16 protein-coding genes, 1 tRNA gene and 1 pseudogene are annotated in these 17568 nt (G+C 58.1%); 8 read left to right on the top strand and 10 right to left on the bottom strand.

Annotated features, from left to right (window positions below; all coding sequences use genetic code 11):
• From JYP50_RS21460 to JYP50_RS21425, 8 genes are all read left to right on the top strand, one after another.
• Positions 1–366: transposase (locus JYP50_RS21460; protein WP_206562625.1), on the top strand; the 366-nt coding region annotated here is incomplete at its 5' end.
• A 96-nt stretch (positions 367–462) separates the two neighbouring features.
• Positions 463–732, top strand: a complete 270-nt coding sequence (locus tag JYP50_RS21455) for a hypothetical protein (RefSeq protein WP_206562624.1) — start codon at positions 463–465, stop codon at positions 730–732.
• 486 nt (positions 733–1218) lie between these two features.
• A complete protein-coding gene (locus JYP50_RS21450) occupies positions 1219–1548 on the top strand; it encodes a hypothetical protein (protein ID WP_206562623.1) in 330 nt (109 codons plus the stop codon).
• Between the two features lie 445 nt (positions 1549–1993).
• Positions 1994–2599 carry a hypothetical protein gene (locus tag JYP50_RS21445; RefSeq protein WP_206562622.1) on the top strand — a complete coding sequence of 202 codons (606 nt, stop codon included), beginning with the start codon at positions 1994–1996 and terminating at the stop codon, positions 2597–2599.
• A gap of 92 nt (positions 2600–2691) precedes the next feature.
• Positions 2692–3402: a polysaccharide deacetylase family protein gene (locus JYP50_RS21440; RefSeq protein WP_206562621.1), complete on the top strand. Its 711-nt coding sequence runs from the start codon at positions 2692–2694 to the stop codon at positions 3400–3402.
• 62 nt (positions 3403–3464) lie between these two features.
• On the top strand, positions 3465–3788 hold the full coding sequence (locus JYP50_RS21435; RefSeq protein WP_206562620.1) for a hypothetical protein: 324 nt from the start codon (positions 3465–3467) through the stop codon (positions 3786–3788).
• A gap of 129 nt (positions 3789–3917) precedes the next feature.
• Entirely contained in the window at positions 3918–4175 is a 258-nt protein-coding gene (locus tag JYP50_RS21430; protein ID WP_206562619.1) for a type II toxin-antitoxin system Phd/YefM family antitoxin, read from the top strand.
• Positions 4163–4480, top strand: a complete 318-nt coding sequence (locus JYP50_RS21425) for a type II toxin-antitoxin system RelE/ParE family toxin (protein WP_206562618.1) — start codon at positions 4163–4165, stop codon at positions 4478–4480. The genes JYP50_RS21430 and JYP50_RS21425 overlap by 13 nt, the downstream gene beginning before the upstream one ends.
• A gap of 185 nt (positions 4481–4665) precedes the next feature.
• Here JYP50_RS21425 and rpoC read toward each other — a convergent pair whose 3' ends face one another.
• From rpoC to tuf, 10 genes and pseudogenes are all read right to left on the bottom strand, one after another.
• Positions 4666–8886: a DNA-directed RNA polymerase subunit beta' gene (gene rpoC, locus JYP50_RS21420; protein ID WP_206562617.1), complete on the bottom strand. Its 4221-nt coding sequence runs from the start codon at positions 8884–8886 to the stop codon at positions 4666–4668.
• Positions 8887–9073: 187 nt separating this feature from the next.
• The gene (gene rpoB / locus JYP50_RS21415; protein WP_206562616.1) at positions 9074–13147 is read right to left on the bottom strand and encodes a DNA-directed RNA polymerase subunit beta; all 4074 of its coding nucleotides are present in this window, start codon (positions 13145–13147) and stop codon (positions 9074–9076) included.
• Positions 13148–13418: 271 nt separating this feature from the next.
• Complete coding sequence (gene rplL / locus JYP50_RS21410) at positions 13419–13799, bottom strand: 50S ribosomal protein L7/L12 (protein WP_206562615.1); 381 nt, start codon at positions 13797–13799, stop codon at positions 13419–13421.
• Between the two features lie 63 nt (positions 13800–13862).
• A complete protein-coding gene (rplJ, locus tag JYP50_RS21405) occupies positions 13863–14393 on the bottom strand; it encodes a 50S ribosomal protein L10 (RefSeq protein ID WP_206562614.1) in 531 nt (176 codons plus the stop codon).
• Between the two features lie 461 nt (positions 14394–14854).
• Positions 14855–15550, bottom strand: coding sequence for a 50S ribosomal protein L1 (rplA, locus tag JYP50_RS21400; RefSeq protein ID WP_206562613.1), 696 nt, complete (start codon positions 15548–15550; stop codon positions 14855–14857).
• Complete coding sequence (gene rplK, locus JYP50_RS21395) at positions 15550–15984, bottom strand: 50S ribosomal protein L11 (protein WP_206562612.1); 435 nt, start codon at positions 15982–15984, stop codon at positions 15550–15552. The genes rplA and rplK overlap by 1 nt, the downstream gene beginning before the upstream one ends.
• Positions 15985–16131: 147 nt before the next feature.
• Complete coding sequence (gene nusG / locus JYP50_RS21390) at positions 16132–16665, bottom strand: transcription termination/antitermination protein NusG (RefSeq protein ID WP_206562611.1); 534 nt, start codon at positions 16663–16665, stop codon at positions 16132–16134.
• A gap of 14 nt (positions 16666–16679) precedes the next feature.
• Positions 16680–17042: a preprotein translocase subunit SecE gene (gene secE, locus JYP50_RS21385; RefSeq protein ID WP_206562610.1), complete on the bottom strand. Its 363-nt coding sequence runs from the start codon at positions 17040–17042 to the stop codon at positions 16680–16682.
• A gap of 61 nt (positions 17043–17103) precedes the next feature.
• Positions 17104–17179 (bottom strand) — tRNA-Trp (locus JYP50_RS21380).
• A 149-nt stretch (positions 17180–17328) separates the two neighbouring features.
• Positions 17329–17568: pseudogene (gene tuf / locus JYP50_RS21375) on the bottom strand (elongation factor Tu); the annotation flags it as partial.

The raw sequence follows: 17568 nt of genomic DNA, 5'->3' as shown, positions 1-17568 counted from the left end.
ACAGCTTACTTTGAGGGCAGACTGTTGCAATGCAGGCACTGCCCACTCAAAACGCGATGCATGCATAACCCCAAAGCTGCGGATCATCGAAAAGGTGCCGGTCGACAGGTATCGTTTCATCTCGATGGAAAACGCAAACCCACCTATACCGACTGGATGAAGCACCGGGTGGATAGCGATCGAGGCAAAGCTATTTACGGCCACAGATTGTCAGTGGTCGAGCCCGTTTTTGGTAACATGGGCTTCAATAAGCGCCTGAGTAGATTCAGTTTACGCGGGAAGGCCAAGGTCCAGGGACAATGGCAGCTGTACTGTATGGTGCATAATATCGAAAAGCTCAAGAACTACGGAAGGCTGTCGAGCTAAAGGGCGTCCTGTGCGAACATGAGAAGGATCTATACCGAAAATGCATTCTGATAACGATTTGTGCTTTAAAAATTCCGGGAAAACTGCAGGAGCGATTTGTTCGCTTTCCAAGACGGTTTTTCTACAGCCTCGTTATATGAAATGAAGCATCGATTGATTACTGCTTTAAGATTCGTTGTTTATGGGGTTATTTTCTTTAGCGTCATTGGCCTATTGCTTCAATGGCCCTACAACCCTATAGAAGATGTATCCGGTAAGGTAATCCTTTATCTGGGCTTGGTTGGTGGTGGTAGCTTTGCTATATCTCACATCGCGGCAGTTTTACTGTTGGAGCTAGTACGAGATTTAATTTATGGCAGCGACTGAGTATTTATTTGCTGTTCTTATTTCGTGTACAACTTTATTTCCCATTTTTTTCATATTATATAAAGGCGGCAAGAATAAATTATTCTTTATAGCTTCGTTTATCGGAGTATATACGCTAATAGAGCTATTACTTGTCGTTACTGCATTTCCAGTTGTTATCATACTGTTAAAAGTTATTCCACAATTTGCAGAGCAAAACCAAGTGGAGTATGTCGTGCCATTGCTTTACCTCATGGACTTTGTAGAAAAGTGGTGGTTTATTACATTACACGTTATTTTGTGTTTGTGGCTTCCATTAGCTATCTACCGAAGGTATGGAATGTTCCATATAACAGAAGCATGCTGAAGGCGAAGAAAGTAGCGCTGTGAATTATAACAAGGCGTTAAACTACGCGCCTTTCGGCGCCGGACAGCCTAAACGCGGCTTCGCCGCAGGCCGCCGGCTAACGCGGCGTTAAGTGTCAATCCCGAAGGCCATCGAGAGACATGAATCGAAACGAATACGTCAAGAAGAAACTTAAGCGAAGCGCCGAAGAATCCGAGGAACTCTGGCGTACAGTTCGATCTCGCGTTTCGGATGAATTCATGAACCGAGATGAAAACGTTTCCCTTCTCGACATTCTCCAGAATTCAGACGGCACGGTATCACTGGTCATGGTCCGCAGTGATGAACATACGGACCTCAATCAGGTTGAGCTTTGGCATTTTTCTGCAAGCAATAAATTTCTAAAAAAGGCTAAAATCGAGCTGTCTATTTCCAGCGGGCCATTCTTAGAAGAATTCTTGGAAAGCACCGGCAATGTCAAAGACACTTAACAAGGCAAATCAGTGCGCGGCTGTCGCCGCCGGACTCGCTAACGCTCGCCGCTGTTTGCGGCGTTAATTGGTCTAGGCAGGTGGACTTCGAGCGAAAAGAAAATCTGAGGGCAGCAGCTTACTCAATTGGATTTGGAATACTTATAATCTATGCGGGAAGTTGGGCAATCGGACTTGTGGCAATCATTGGTGGGGTGATTCTCGTCTTTGTCCCCACCGAGTATACTGACAGAAACAGCATTAAGAATCGTTTACTTCGGCGTTCTAGCAGGGAAAGCAATGAACAAATACCGTGGTATCTATCACCCTTACCATACGTTATCGCTTTTGTTATTGGACTCATCATCTATCTGTCGGCCAATTAACAATGTCAGGCAGTTCGCTCCCTTCGGTCGCCGGACGCGCTTTCAGCGCGCCCGCTGCTGTCAACGTTAGAAGCAAAAAGATGAAATTAACCGACAAAGTCCAGATCGGGATCAGCGCATTTGCAGCTATCGTCTCTGTTACCGCAATAGCTGTTTCTATGTATTCAAATGCGATAAGCCATAGCGCTTATGAGCTGTCTCTGAACAGTTTTAATGCGGAGCGTCGTATCGCTGTAAGAACAATCCGAGAAGAAGACCACATAGCATTCAGCCCTCTTGAGGATGGTCAGCAAATTCACAGCATGACAGTTTTTTTCCCGAGTGAATTGAATATTGGCACTCTCGTTCTAACTCCTCCGGATCTCAAAATTTATGACACTCGTATCAATTTCAACATTCAAGATCACATCGAGGAACAAATCCCGGGAAGGGAGAGGTTTGCCCAAGTTGCACTGAATTACCCCATACCGGCACTAATAATGGTGCATGGTTATAGCAAAGGGTATGCGTCAATGAGCGTTGGCATTTACGATTTCATATATGCCATTAACCGCGTAGAGGATAGTGCTGGATTAAGGCTCAAAAGCGCCGTTCTGAACAATTTTCATTATGAAGTCAGTGATCCCCAGGCATACATCGATCGCGTATTTGCGGAAAGCAGACGAATAATTGCTTCTAACAAGTAATTCAAGTCGCAGCCTTTGGCTGCTGGGACGTCTCACCGCTTCGCGGCGAGCCGCCGCTGCGGTAAGCGTTATGCAAATAAGGATGAAAACCATTGAAAAGAGTATACCTGTCGATATTGATTCTTTCTGTAGTAATGATCTTGGGAGCCTGGAATATAAGTAAATCAAGAACTTTTCAAGTGTTTGGAGAGATAGTCGCAAAGGCCGAAACAAATGAAAAGGTTATCGCATTAACATTTGATGATGGTCCTTGGGGGGCGGAATATACCACTCAAGTGTTGAATATCCTTGAAGAGCATGATGTGAAGGGTACGTTCTTCCTCAATGGGTCGGGAATTCAACAAAACAAGCAGCCGGCTATAGATCTGGTTAACGCAGGTCATCAGATAGGCAATCATTCGTACAGCCATAAAAGAATGATGTTAATGGGGCTTGACGAAGTGAGGGAGGAAATCGACTCCACCACAGCCTTAATCCGCCAGATTGGATTTGAGGGTGAGATATACTTTAGGCCTCCATATGGTAAAAAGCTTTTTGTTCTGCCCTATTATTTGAAGTCGGAAGGAGTAAAAACAATCACATGGAATGTTGAGCCTGAAACCTATCCTAAAATTGCGGGAAGTTCTGCGTCTATCGCAGAGTATGTTGTTAAATCTTCTACTCCAGGTTCAATTATTCTTTTACACGTTTTGGGGTCTAAAAACAGAGAGTCGCGAGACGCTATAGGGCCAATAATTAAGGGGCTGAGAGCAAAGGGCTACAAATTTGTTACGGTCTCACAGTTGTTAGGGAAAAATGCATAACAAACGCAAGCAGCCGACTAGCTACGGCCCCTGCTTGAAGCGTTATGCGTCATGAGACACCGATGAAACTCGACATTGCCCCCGAAAAGAATCGCCGCCAGCTAGAATATGTTCGCTCTTTTTCAGTGGGCAACATGTTGATGCTCAAAAAAGGGTTCTATCAATTTTTGGGTTCGACATGCATCATTGCTGGGATTACTCTGCTTTTCACAAATCCTGACGGCTCCATACTACAACCCGACCGGTATTCTCGATACGAGATCGGTGCGTTTTCTATCTTGACAGGAACAGCAATTCTTTTTGTGACTATCATGGTAAGCAAGTGGTGGAAAATCATGGCAAAGTACGAGCCAAAGGAAAGTTCCGATGATGAGTGGCAGCAGTGACGCATAACCAGGCGTTCAACTACGCGCCTATCAGCGCCGGACAGCCTAAACGCGGCTTTGCCGCAGGCCGCAGCCTGACGCGCTAATTACCCGTTGTCAGGCACCGAGTGATAGAATAGTATCACTCTTATGAAGACTGAATTAGTGACTACATTGAAGCGTCAGGCGACCAAAATATTGTCTGAACTTCATAAATCTAAAGAGCCAGTGCTGATTACAGAGCATGGTAAACCTTCTGCCTATCTTGTTGATTTTGAAGACTTTGAATCCCTCCAGCGTAGAATGGCAATATTGGAGGGTATTGCTCGAGGGGAGTGTGCTGTTCAAGAAGGCAGGACTCTGACTCATGATGAAGCCAAAGCCAAAATGAAAAAATGGCTGGATTAATCTGGACTGATCCCGCCTTATCCGACCTTAATGAAATCGCAGAATACATCGCGATAGAAAATCCTGTAGCCGCGCGTGATTTGGTGCAGCGAGTATTCTCCGCTGTTGAACACCTCATAGAACACCCAAGCTCTGGTAAGGTCCCGGAGGAACTAAAAGATAATCGCTATCGGGAAGTGGTATGTAATCCCTGTCGCATTTTTTATCGCCAAACCAGAGATCATGTCCTCATCCTTTATGTTATGCGCAGTGAACGTGAGCTCCGGAATTTCCTGCTCGAAGATCGGGATGAGTGGGGCAATTAAAAAGGCCAGGCCGTGGGGCGCGCATACTGCTCGAGTGATTTACCAGGTAAATGGAGATGTGTCACCCGGCGGTTCTTGTTTTTCCGGCCCCAGAACCACCTGCAAATATTGATATCCGCCCAGAAAAAAGGGCCCACCCTTACGGGTGAGCCCTTGCGTTGCTTGCGCGGGGAAAGCGGCGGAGCTTAGTTGTCGTCCGCCTGCAGCGCCTCGGTCAGTGCCGCTTCGATCTCCTGGGCCGATACGCTCATCTCGGAGTCGCTCTCGCGGCTGCGCTTGCGCTCCTCGTGGTAGGCCAGGCCGGTACCGGCGGGGATCAGGCGACCCACGACCACGTTCTCCTTCAGGCCGCGCAGGTAATCGCGCTTGCCGGTGACCGCCGCCTCGGTGAGGACGCGGGTGGTCTCCTGGAAGGAGGCCGCGGAGATGAAGCTCTCGGTGGCCAGCGAGGCCTTGGTGATGCCCAGCAGCTCGCGCTCGCCGCTGGCCGGGACCAGGCCCTCCGCCAGCAGGCGCTCGTTTTCCTCGAGCAGGGTCACGAACTCGACCTGTTCGCCCTTGATCAGGGTGGAGTCGCCCGGAGAGGTGATGATCACCTTGCGCAGCATCTGGCGAACAATCACCTCGACGTGCTTGTCGTTGATCTTCACACCCTGCAGGCGGTACACCTCCTGGATCTCGTTGACGATGTACTTGGCCAGCTCCTCGATGCCTTTCAGGCGCAGGATGTCGTGGGGGCTCAGCGGACCCTCGGACACGGTTTCGCCCTTCTCGACCTGCTCGCCCTCGAACACCGACAGGTTGCGCCACTTGGGAATCAGCGCCTCGTAGTGATCGGAGCCATCCGGCAGCGACTTGCCGTCGGTCGGGGTGATGATCAGGCGGCGCTTGCCCTTGGTTTCCTTGCCGAAGCTCACGGTGCCGGAGATTTCCGCCAGGATCGCGGGTTCCTTCGGCTTGCGGGCCTCGAACAGGTCGGCCACCCGCGGCAGACCACCGGTGATGTCCCGGGTCTTGGAGCCTTCCTGCGGGATACGGGCCAGTACGTCACCGGAATTCACCTTGACGCCGTCTTCCAGGTTGACCAGCGCGTGGGGCGGCAGGAAGTAGTGGGCCGGCACATTGGTGTTGGGCAGGCACAGTTCCTTGCCGTTCTCGTCCACCAGGGTCACGGCGGGACGCACGTCCTTGCCGGCGGCCGGGCGTTCGCCCACTTCCATCACTTCGATGGAGGACAGGCCGGTCAGCTCGTCGGTCTGGCGCTTGATGGTCACGCCCTCGTCCATGGCCGAGAACTTCACGATACCCGCCAGCTCGGTCACAATCGGGTGAGTGTGGGGGTCCCAGTTGGCGACCACGTCGCCCGCGGACACTTCCGCGTGGTCCTGCACCTTGATGACCGCGCCGTAGGGCAGCTTGTAGCGCTCGCGCTCGCGGCCCAGCTTGTCCAGTACCGACAGTTCGCCGGAACGGGAAACCGTGATCAGGGAGTTGTCCTGGCGGTCCACCACCTTCACGTTGTGCAGGCGCACGGTACCGTCGTTCATCACCTGGATGTTGTCCTGGGCCGTGGCTCGGGACGCCGCACCACCGATGTGGAAGGTCCGCATGGTCAGCTGGGTGCCCGGCTCACCAATTGACTGCGCCGCCACCACACCAATGGCCTCGCCCATGTTGACACGGTGGCCGCGGGCCAGGTCGCGCCCGTAACAGGCGGAGCAGATGCCGTGGCGGGTCTCACAGGTGATCGGGGAGCGCACCTCGATCTCGTCGATGCCCATTTCCTCAAGGCGGGTCACCCACAGCTCGTCCAGCATGGTGCCGGCGGTGATGGCGATCTCGTCGTCGCTGCCGGGCTTCAGCACATCCTTGGCCACGATACGACCCAGCACCCGGTCGCCCAGGGACTCGATAATGTCGCCGCCGTCGATCACCGGTGCCATCAGCAGGCCGGCGTCGGTGCCGCAGTCGTCCTCGGTCACCACCAGGTCCTGGGCAACGTCCACCAGGCGGCGGGTCAGGTAACCGGAGTTCGCGGTTTTCAGCGCGGTATCCGCCAGACCCTTACGGGCGCCGTGGGTGGAGATAAAGTACTGCAGTACGTTCAGGCCCTCGCGGAAGTTGGCCACGATCGGCGTCTCGATGATGGAGCCGTCGGGCTTGGCCATCAGGCCGCGCATACCGGCCAGCTGGCGAATCTGCGCGGGCGAACCCCGGGCGCCGGAGTCGGCATAGATGTACACCGAGTTGAAGGAAGCCTGCTCCTCGTCCTCACCCTCGCGGTTGACCACGGTTTCCTTGGACAGGCCTTCCATCATCGCCTTGGACACCAGGTCGTTGGCGCGGGACCAGATGTCGATCACCTTGTTGTACTTCTCGCCGTGGGTCACCAGACCGGAGGCGAACTGGTCTTCGATCTCTTTCACTTCCGCTTCGGCGTGATCGATAATCTCGGCCTTGGCGGTGGGAATCTCGAAGTCGTTCACACCGATGGAGGAACCGGAGCGGGTCGAGTACTCGTAGCCGGTGTACATCAACTGGTCGGCGAAGATCACAGTCGCCTTCAGCCCCACCACGCGGTAGCACTGGTTGATGATGCGGGAGATGGCCTTCTTGGCCATGTCCTGGTTCACCATGTCGTAGGCGATGCCCCTGGGCACGATTTCCCACAGCAGGGCGCGGCCCACGGTGGTGTCGGCCAGGAATGTGCGCTCCTGCATGTCGCCGTCTTCGGTGACAACGGCTTCGGAAACACGGACTTTGACGCGCGCCTGCAGGTGCACGTGACCAGCCTTGTAGGCGCGGTGCACTTCGGACACGTTGGCAAAGGCCATGCCCTCGCCCTTGGCGTTGATGCGCTCGCGGGTCATGTAGTACAGACCCAGTACCACGTCCTGGGACGGCACGATGATCGGCTCGCCGTTGGCCGGGGACAGGATGTTGTTGGTGGACATCATCAGCGCCCGGGCCTCGAGCTGGGCTTCCAGGGTCAGCGGTACGTGTACCGCCATCTGGTCGCCGTCGAAGTCCGCGTTGTAGGCGGCGCACACCAGCGGGTGCAGCTGGATGGCTTTACCTTCAATCAGCACCGGCTCAAAGGCCTGGATACCCAGGCGGTGCAGGGTCGGTGCGCGGTTCAGCAGCACCGGGTGCTCGCGGATCACCTCGGCGAGGATGTCCCACACTTCCGGCGGCTCGCGCTCAACCATTTTCTTGGCCGCCTTGATGGTGGTGGCCAGGCCACGCGCTTCCAGCTTGCCGAAGATAAAGGGCTTGAACAGCTCCAGCGCCATTTTCTTGGGCAGGCCGCACTGGTGCAGGCGCAGGGTCGGCCCCACCACGATCACCGAACGGCCGGAGTAGTCCACGCGCTTGCCCAGCAGGTTCTGGCGGAAACGGCCCTGCTTGCCCTTGATCATGTCGGCCAGGGATTTCAGCGGGCGCTTGTTGGAGCCGGTGATGGCGCGGCCGCGACGGCCGTTGTCCAGCAGCGCGTCCACGGACTCCTGCAGCATGCGCTTCTCGTTGCGCACGATGATGTCCGGGGCATTCAGGTCCAGCAGTCGCTTCAGGCGGTTGTTGCGGTTGATCACCCGGCGGTACAGGTCGTTGAGGTCCGAGGTCGCGAAACGGCCGCCGTCCAGCGGCACCAGCGGACGCAGGTCCGGCGGCAGTACCGGCAGGGCGTTCATCACCATCCACTCGGGCTTGTTGCCGGAGCCGGCGAAGGCCTCCATCAGCTTCAGGCGCTTGGACAGCTTCTTGATCTTGGTTTCCGAGTTGGTGGCCGGAATCTCCTCGCGCAGGCGGGCGATTTCCTGGTCCAGGTCCAGCTGTATCATCAGGTCCTGGACCGCCTCGGCACCCATCTTGGCGGAGAATTCGTCACCGAATTCCTCCATCGCCTCGTAGTACTGCTCGTCGGTCAGCAGCTGGCCGAGCTCCAGGGTGGTCATGCCGGGATCGGTAACCACGTAGGATTCGAAGTACAGCACCCGCTCGATGTCGCGCAGGGTCATGTCCAGCAGCAGGCCGATGCGGGAGGGCAGCGACTTCAGGAACCAGATGTGCGCCACCGGGCTGGCCAGCTCGATGTGGCCCATGCGCTCGCGACGCACCTTGGCCAGCGCCACTTCCACGCCGCACTTCTCGCAGATCACGCCGCGATGCTTGAGGCGCTTGTACTTGCCGCACAGGCACTCGTAGTCCTTTACCGGGCCGAAGATCTTGGCGCAGAACAGGCCGTCCCGCTCCGGCTTGAAGGTACGGTAGTTGATGGTTTCCGGCTTTTTCACTTCGCCGTATGACCAGGAGCGAATCATCTCCGGGGAGGCCAGGCCGATGCGAATGGCATCGAATTCCTCTGACTGTCCCTGGGACTTGAGCAGATTGAGTAAGTCTTTCAAGGTCTTTCCTCCGCGAGGTTTTCCTTCGGGCCGGTGGTGGTGCCACCCTGCCTTTGAGTCCAAATTCTGTTGGTGTTTTCCGTGTCGTCCCGCGCGGGCGATGGTACGCCGTTGCGGGATCCATTTTTCACAATGGGCCCCCGCTGTGGCGTATCACCGCCTGTGCGGGGGCGACCTCAGTGCCGCGTCACTCGTGCTCCAGTTCGATATCGATCCCGAGGGAGCGGATTTCCTTAACCAACACATTGAAGGACTCGGGCATGCCCGGCTCCATACGATGGTCACCATCGACAATGTTCTTGTACATCTTGGTCCGGCCGGCGACGTCGTCCGACTTGACCGTCAGCATTTCCTGCAGCGTGTAGGCCGCGCCGTAGGCCTCCAGGGCCCACACTTCCATCTCACCGAAGCGCTGGCCACCGAACTGCGCCTTGCCGCCCAGCGGCTGCTGGGTTACCAGGCTGTAGGAACCAGTGGAACGGGCGTGCATCTTGTCGTCCACCAGGTGGTTCAGCTTCAGCATGTACATGTAACCCACGGTGACCGGGCGGTCGAACGCCTCGCCGGTACGCCCGTCGTACAGGGTGAACTGCCCCGACTCCGGCAGGCCGGCCAACTCCAGCAGCTCCTTGATCTCCGGCTCGGCGGCGCCATCGAACACCGGCGTCGCCATCGGCACGCCACCGCGCAGGTTGCCCGCCAGCTCCATCACCTCCTCGTCGCTGAACGACTTGAGGTCCTCTTCACGGCCGGCACCGTTGTTGTACACGGACTCGAGGAACTTGCGAACATCCGCGACCTTGCGCTGTTCCTGGATCATCTGGTCGATTTTCACGCCCAGTCCCTTGGCGGCCATGCCCAGGTGAGTCTCCAGGATCTGGCCCACGTTCATCCGCGACGGCACGCCCAGCGGGTTGAGCACGATGTCGACCGGCTCGCCGTTCTCGTCGTAGGGCATGTCCTCCACCGGCATGATCACCGAGATCACACCCTTGTTACCGTGGCGGCCGGCCATCTTGTCGCCGGGTTGGATGCGACGCTTGATCGCCAGGTAGACCTTGACGATCTTGAGTACGCCCGGCGCCAGGTCGTCGCCGCTTTGCAGCTTGCGTTTTTTGTCCTCGAAGCGCTCTTCCAGCAGCTTGTTCTGCTCGTCCAGCTGGCGCTTGGCGGAAGCCAGGGCCTCGTTCAGGTCGGCGTCGGACAGCTTCAGCTTGAACCACTGGTCGCGGTCCAGCTCGGCCAGCACCGTGTCGGTGAGGGCGGTACCCTTGGTCAGGCCGCCGCCGCTCATGGTCTTCTGACCCTTGATCAGGTTGCCCAGGCGCGCGAAGGTCGCCTCTTCGAAGATGCGGTACTCTTCCTTCAGGTCCTTGCGGAACTCGTCCAGCTGGTGCTTCTCGATCTGCAGGGCTCGCGCGTCCTTTTCCAGGCCGTCGCGGGTAAAGACCTGCACGTCGATGACCGTGCCCTTGGTGCTGGAGGGCACCCGCAGGGAGGTGTCCTTCACGTCGGAGGCCTTCTCGCCGAAGATCGCCCGCAGCAGTTTTTCCTCCGGGGTCAGCTGGGTCTCGCCCTTCGGCGTGACCTTGCCCACCAGGATGTCACCGGCGTCCACCTCGGCGCCGATGTACACGATGCCGGACTCGTCCAGCTTGGCCAGCGCGCTCTCACCCACGTTGGGGATGTCGGCGGAAATCTCCTCCGGCCCCAGTTTGGTGTCCCGGGCGATACAGGTCAGCTCCTGGATGTGGATGGTCGTGAAACGATCCTCGGTCACCACTTTCTCGGACACCAGGATGGAGTCCTCGAAGTTGTAACCGTTCCAGGGCATGAAGGCGATACGCATGTTCTGGCCCAGGGCCAGCTCGCCCATGTCGATCGACGGGCCGTCGGCCAGGATGTCGCCGCGAGCCACCGCATCGCCCTCGCGCACGATCGGGCGCTGGTTGATGCAGGTATTCTGGTTGGAGCGGGTGTACTTGGTCAGGTTGTAAATGTCGACCGGCGCCTCGTCCTTGCCCACGTCCTGGTCGTTGACGCGCACCACGATGCGGCTGGCATCGACGGAGTCGATCACGCCGGGACGCTTGGCCACGGCACACACACCGGAGTCGCCCGCCACGTAGCGCTCCATGCCGGTACCCACCAGCGGCTTGTCGGCACGCAGGGTCGGCACCGCCTGGCGCTGCATGTTGGAGCCCATCAGTGCGCGGTTGGCGTCGTCGTGTTCCAGGAAGGGAATCAGCGCCGCGGCCACCGATACCACCTGCTTAGGCGACACATCCATGTAGGCCACCTCGATGGGCGGCTTCACGGTGAATTCGTTCATGTGGCGCACGTTGATCAGGTCGTCGACGAAGCGGTTGTTGTCGTCCACTTGCGCCGAGGCCTGGGCGATCACGTACTCGGCTTCGTTGATCGCCGACAGGTACTCGATGTCGTCGGTCACCTGGCCGTCCACCACCTTGCGGTAGGGGCTCTCCAGGAAGCCGTAGTCGTTGGTGCGGGCGTAGGTCGCCAGCGAGTTGATCAGGCCGATGTTCGGCCCCTCCGGGGTCTCGATCGGGCACACGCGGCCGTAGTGGGTCGGGTGTACGTCGCGCACCTCGAAGCCGGCGCGTTCGCGGGTCAGGCCGCCCGGGCCAAGCGCGGATACGCGGCGCTTGTGGGTCACCTCTGACAGGGGGTTGTTCTGGTCCATGAACTGCGACAGCTGGCTGGAACCAAAAAACTCTTTTACGGCTGCAGACACGGGCTTGGCATTGATCAGGTCCTGGGGCATCAGGCCCTCGGACTCGGCCATGGACAGGCGCTCTTTCACCGCGCGCTCGACGCGCACCAGGCCCACGCGGAACTGGTTTTCGGCCATCTCGCCCACGGAACGCACACGGCGGTTACCCAGGTGGTCGATGTCGTCCACCATGCCTCGACCGTTGCGGATGTCCACCAGGGTCTTGAGCACGGCCACGATATCCTCGCGGTCCAGCACGCCGGAACCGGTCACTTCCTCGCGGCCCAGACGGCGGTTGAACTTCATGCGGCCGACGTTGGACAGGTCGTAGCGGTCCTGGGAGAAGAACAGGTTCTGGAACAGGTTCTCGGCTGACTCCTTGGTCGGCGGCTCGCCGGGACGCATCATGCGGTAAATTTCCACCAGCGCTTCGAGTTCGTTGCGGGTGGTGTCCTGGCGCAGGGTGTCGGAGATGAACGGACCGCAGTCCAGTTCATTGGTGTACAGGGTCTCGATGGTCTCGACGCCGGCCTCGCGCAACTTGATCAGCGCGTCCTCGCTCAGCTCGGTGTTGCACTCGACCAGCACCTCGCCGGTTTTCTCGTCGATGAGGTTTTTCGCCAGGGCGCGACCGTGCAGGTACTCCCCGGGCACTTCCAGCTCAGTGATATCGGCCTTTTCCAGCTCGCGGATGTGGCGCGCGGTGACACGGCGGCCCTGTTCCACGACAACCTTCTTGCCGGCCTTGATGTCAAAGGCCGCCACGTCACCCCGCAGGCGCTCGGGGATCAGCGCCATGGTGTAGTTGCCTTCCTTGTCGACCCGGAACGTGTTCACGTCGTAGAACATGTCCAGGACTTCCTCGGACTCGTAGCCGAGGGCGCGCAGCAGGATGGTCGCCGGCAGTTTGCGGCGACGGTCGATGCGCACGTAGACCAGGTCCTTGGGGTCGAACTCGAAGTCCAGCCAGGAGCCGCGGTAGGGGATCACCCGGGCGGAGTACAGCAGCTTGCCCGAGGAGTGGGTCTTGCCCTTGTCGTGGTCGAAGAACACGCCCGGAGAGCGGTGCAGCTGGGACACGATTACCCGCTCGGTACCGTTGATGACGAAGGTACCGTTGTCGGTCATCAGGGGGATCTCCCCCATGTAGACTTCCTGTTCCTTGATGTCCTTGATGGTCTTGTTGGCGGAGTCCTTGTCGTAGATGATCAACCGCACTTTCACGCGCAGCGCGCAGGAGTAGGTCACGCCGCGCAGCTGGCACTCATTGACGTCGAACACGGGGGTGCCCAGGTTGTAATCGACGTATTCCAGGGCCGCATTGCCGCTGTAGCTGACAATCGGGAACACGGACTTGAAAGCGGCGTGCAGACCGTAATCGCCGCGCTCGTCCAGTGGTACGCCCTGCTGGGTAAACTTCCGGTAAGAATCCAGTTGGATCGCAAGCAGGAACGGAACGTCCATCACCTTCGACAACTTGCCGAAGTCCTTGCGAATGCGTTTTTTCTCAGTGTACGAGTATGCCATCAGTACTCCCCAGCGTATTTAGCCATCCGCCACCGCGGGCGGGTAAACAGCCCCGGTGCGGGCTGCGGTCGGATCGCGCGGCGGACACCGCCAATCCAGTAGTCGGTCGGTTTTGAAAGGTCTTTTAAGGGGTCAGTACCCTTTTTGAAAAGGGTACTGACCCCTTAAAAGACCCCTAAAACCCAGTCCCGCCTTGAAACGGGAAAAGGCCGGCGGGCGAAACGCCCACCAGCCTTGTCCTTGTTTGGCAAATGCCAAACCAATGTCGAGCTTACTTGAGCTCGACGCTGCCGCCGGCTTCTTCCAGCTGCTTCTTGATGTCTTCGGCTTCTTCCTTGGAAGCACCTTCCTTGACCGGGGAAGGAGCGCCGTCGACCAGGCCCTTGGCTTCTTTCAGGCCCAGACCGGTTACCGCGCGAACGACTTTGATGACGTTCACTTTCTTGTCGCCAGCGGAAGTCAGAACGACGTCGAAGTCGGTCTTCTCTTCGGCAGCAGCGCCACCATCGGCAGCAGCGGCGGCCGGTGCGGCGGCAACGGCGGCAGCGGCGGTTACGCCGAATTTCTCTTCCATTGCTTCGATGAGCTCAACGATTTCCATTACGCTCATTTCAGCGATTGCATTCAGAATGTCGTCTTTAGACAGAGCCATGACTCATTACTCCATTTAGCTGATTAAAGGGTTAGCTGATAAAAAATAGTCCGGGGCAAGGGCTTACGCCGCTGCCTCTTTCTGATCGCGTACTGCTGCCAGCGTGCGAACCAATTTTCCAGGTACTTCGTTCATTGTCCGTACCAGCTTGGTCACCGGCGCCTGCATCACACTCATCAGCATGGAGAGTGCTTGATCACGCGTCGGCAACTTAGCCAGAACATCCAATTGCTCTGCACCCAGCATTTGGCCGCTCACCGCCAGTGCCTTCACCTCAAACGCCGCGTTGTCCTTGGCGAAATCCTTGAATAGACGAGCCGCAGCGCCCGGATCCTCCATGGAGAAACCGAACAGGGACGGACCCACGAGGGCGTCGTTGACGCATTCGTAGTCAGTCCCAACGAGCGCGCGCTTGGCCAGAGTATTCCTCACTACACGGAGGGTCACGGCGTTGTCGCGCGCTTCTTTGCGCAGGGCTGTCATCCCGTCCACGGTCACGCCACGTGCATCGGCGATGACCAGGGACAGTGCACTGGTGGCAGTCTCGTTAACTTCAGCAACGATCGCTTTCTTGTCTTCGAGTCCAATTGCCACTGGTATTACTCCTGGATGACTAAGTTAAGCACCGCCAAACCTATGGCGGGGCCGCTTGCGTGGTGAACGTATCCACCATCTGCGTAGGCCTTGACACACCCTCGAGATGAACGCATCTTTCGGGTTGATCGCAATTAAGGGGGTGCTGTATGCTTTTTACGGCTATCCAGCAGCCCCGCCTACGGTCTTTGATGGCCTTCAGTTCTCAGCTAATCTGTCGATATCCTGCTCAGGACACGAGCCTCAGCCTGTTCCAAAGACCTCAAAGTAGACCGGACCGTACCCGCTTGGGTTCCGCTCCGGTCAACCAACTCCCCATCCCTGGGAAGCTATGAGAGGCGCCCCCTGTGGGGACCGCCCGTCAATTCCTTGCACACACCCACAATCTGCGTACTGACGCTTGTGGGCACGTTTCGATGAAAGCCGGCGCGGAGCCGGCTTCCTTCGACTTGTCGCCTCGCTTACGCCTCGACGGAAGCGGTGTCGACCGTGACACCCGGGCCCATGGTGGTGGACAGGGTGATTTTCTTCAGGTAGACGCCCTTGGCGGCGGCGGGCTTGGCTTTCTTCAGGTCGGCCAGGACCGCTTCCAGGTTGCCCTTGATCGCATCCAGCTCGAAGCTGATCTTACCGATGCCGCCGTGGATGATGCCGTTCTTGTCGGTGCGGAAGCGCATCTGGCCGGCCTTGGCATTTTTCACCGCGGTTTCCACGTCCGGGGTCACGGTGCCGGTCTTCGGGTTCGGCATCAGGCCGCGGGGGCCCAGCAGCTGGCCCAGCTGGCCAACCACACGCATGGCGTCCGGAGAGGCCACGACCACGTCGAAGTCCATCATGCCGCCCTTGATCTGCTCGGCCAGCTCTTCCATGCCCACCAGGTCGGCACCCGCCGCCTTGGCTTTCTCGGCATTCTCGCCCTGGGTAAACACCGCCACGCGAACCTCGGAACCGGTGCCGTGGGGCAGCGTGGTGGCGCCGCGAACAGCCTGGTCGGATTTACGGGCGTCAACGCCCAGGTTCACGGCCACTTCAACGCTTTCGTTGAACTTGGCGGTGGCGAACTCTTTCAGCAGGGCAACCGCTTCCTCGAAGGGGTAAGCCTTGCGCGGATCGACTTTTTCCCGGAATGCGCGTACGCGCTTGGACAGCTTGGCCATCAGTTCACTCCCTCTACTTCGATACCGGCGGAACGGGCGCTGCCAGCGATAGTGCGCACGGCGGCATCCATATCGGCTGCGGTCAGGTCCGGCCACTTCTGGGTGGCGACTTCCTCGAGCTGGGCGCGGGTGACCTTGCCCACCTTGTTGGTGTTGGGGGTACCGGAGCCCTTCTGGATCTTGGCGATCTTGCGCAGCAGTACCGCGGCCGGCGGGGTCTTCTTGATGAAGGTAAAGGAGCGATCGTTGTAGACCGTGATCACCACCGGAATCGGCAGACCGGGCTCAGTGCCCTGGGTCTCGGCGTTGAACGCCTTGCAGAATTCCATGATGTTGACGCCGTGCTGACCCAGCGCCGGGCCCACGGGCGGGCTCGGGTTGGCCTGGCCAGCAGGCACTTGCAGCTTGATATAAGCTTCGACTTTCTTTGCCATTTTGACTCTCCCGGGTGCAAACGCCGTTGTACTTGCGGTACGCGGGCTCCCCATTGGGGCGGCTGTCGCCGCCGGTTAATGTCGCCACCGGGGAAAGAGACTGGGCCCTTTCCCCGGTGGCGCTACTTCAATTCGACCCGATCGGGATCAGGCCTTCTCCACCTGGCTGAACTCCAGCTCCACTGGCGTGGACCGGCCGAAGATCAACACCGCCACATTGAGGCGGTTTTTCTCGTAGTTGACCTCTTCCACAACACCATTGAAGTCGTTGAAGGGGCCGTCGATCACGCGCACCATCTCGCCCGGCTCGAACAGCGTCTTCGGACGGGGGGCTTCCACACCCTGCTCCACCCGCTGCAGGATGGCCTGGGCTTCCGCCTCGGTAATCGGCGCCGGCGCGTCGGCCTTGCCGCCAATAAAACCCATCACCCGGGGGGTTTCTTTTACCAGGTGCCAGGAATCATCGTTCAACTCCATCTGCACCAGCACGTAACCGGGGAAAAACTTACGCTCGCTCTTGCGCTTCTGGCCGGCGCGCATTTCCACCACTTCCTCGGTGGGCACCAGCACCTCGCCAAACATGTCCTGCATGTTGTGGAGTTCGATGCGCTCCTTCAGGGCAGTCGCAACTTTCTTCTCGTAGCCTGAATAGGCGTGTACCACGTACCAACGCATTGCCATCTGAGTCCGTCCTACTAGCCAATCGCCAACGACACCAGCCAGCCCAGCAGGGAATCGAGCCCCCAGAGCATCAGTGCCACGACGATAACGAAGACCACCACAATCAAGGTGGTCTGCACGGTTTCCTGGCGCGTGGGCCAGACCACTTTGCGGATTTCGGTGCGCGAACCCTTGACCAACGCCCAGAAGGCCGCGCCCTTGGCGGTCTGCAGCGCCACCATGGCCGCCACCACCCCCAGGGCCACCAGGGCCAGGACGCGGTACAACAGCGACTCGCCGGAGAAATAGCTATTGCCGACGACACCCACTGCCAGCAGGGCAAACACGACAAGCCACTTCAGCGTATCAAAACGGCTGGTGGTCGTTTCCACACTCATCAAACAATCCTATTTCGGGCGGGAAGGGAGACCCGGAATCTCTGCTTCCCCCTGCCATATATGGCAGGCCAGGAGGGAATCGAACCCCCAACCTGCGGTTTTGGAGACCGCTGCTCTGCCAATTGAGCTACTGGCCTAAACTGTTGCAGAGCGGCGCACACGGCGCGCAAACTGCATTTTGAGACAACGAAGCCGAACTGCTTGTGCAAGCGGTTCGGCTCTAACTTTCGGGGGGCGGATACCGGTTTCGGGGACACCGAAACCGGTATCCGCCCCCAATTTCACATCACTCGATGATCTTGGCTACGACGCCGGCACCCACGGTGCGGCCGCCTTCGCGGATGGCGAAGCGCAGGCCTTCTTCCATCGCAATCGGCGCGATCAGCGTGGCAACCATCTGCACGTTGTCGCCCGGCATCACCATCTCAACGCCTTCGGGCAGCTCGCAAGCGCCGGTCACGTCGGTGGTACGGAAGTAGAACTGCGGGCGGTAACCCTTGAAGAACGGCGTGTGACGGCCACCCTC

It is taken from the genome of Parahaliea mediterranea (genome assembly GCF_017255185.1).
In the GTDB taxonomy this organism is placed as follows: Bacteria; Pseudomonadota; Gammaproteobacteria; order Pseudomonadales; family Halieaceae; genus JAFKCZ01.
Note: the sequence above shows the minus strand (reverse complement) of the source record. Positions and strands in the feature narration are given on the sequence as shown.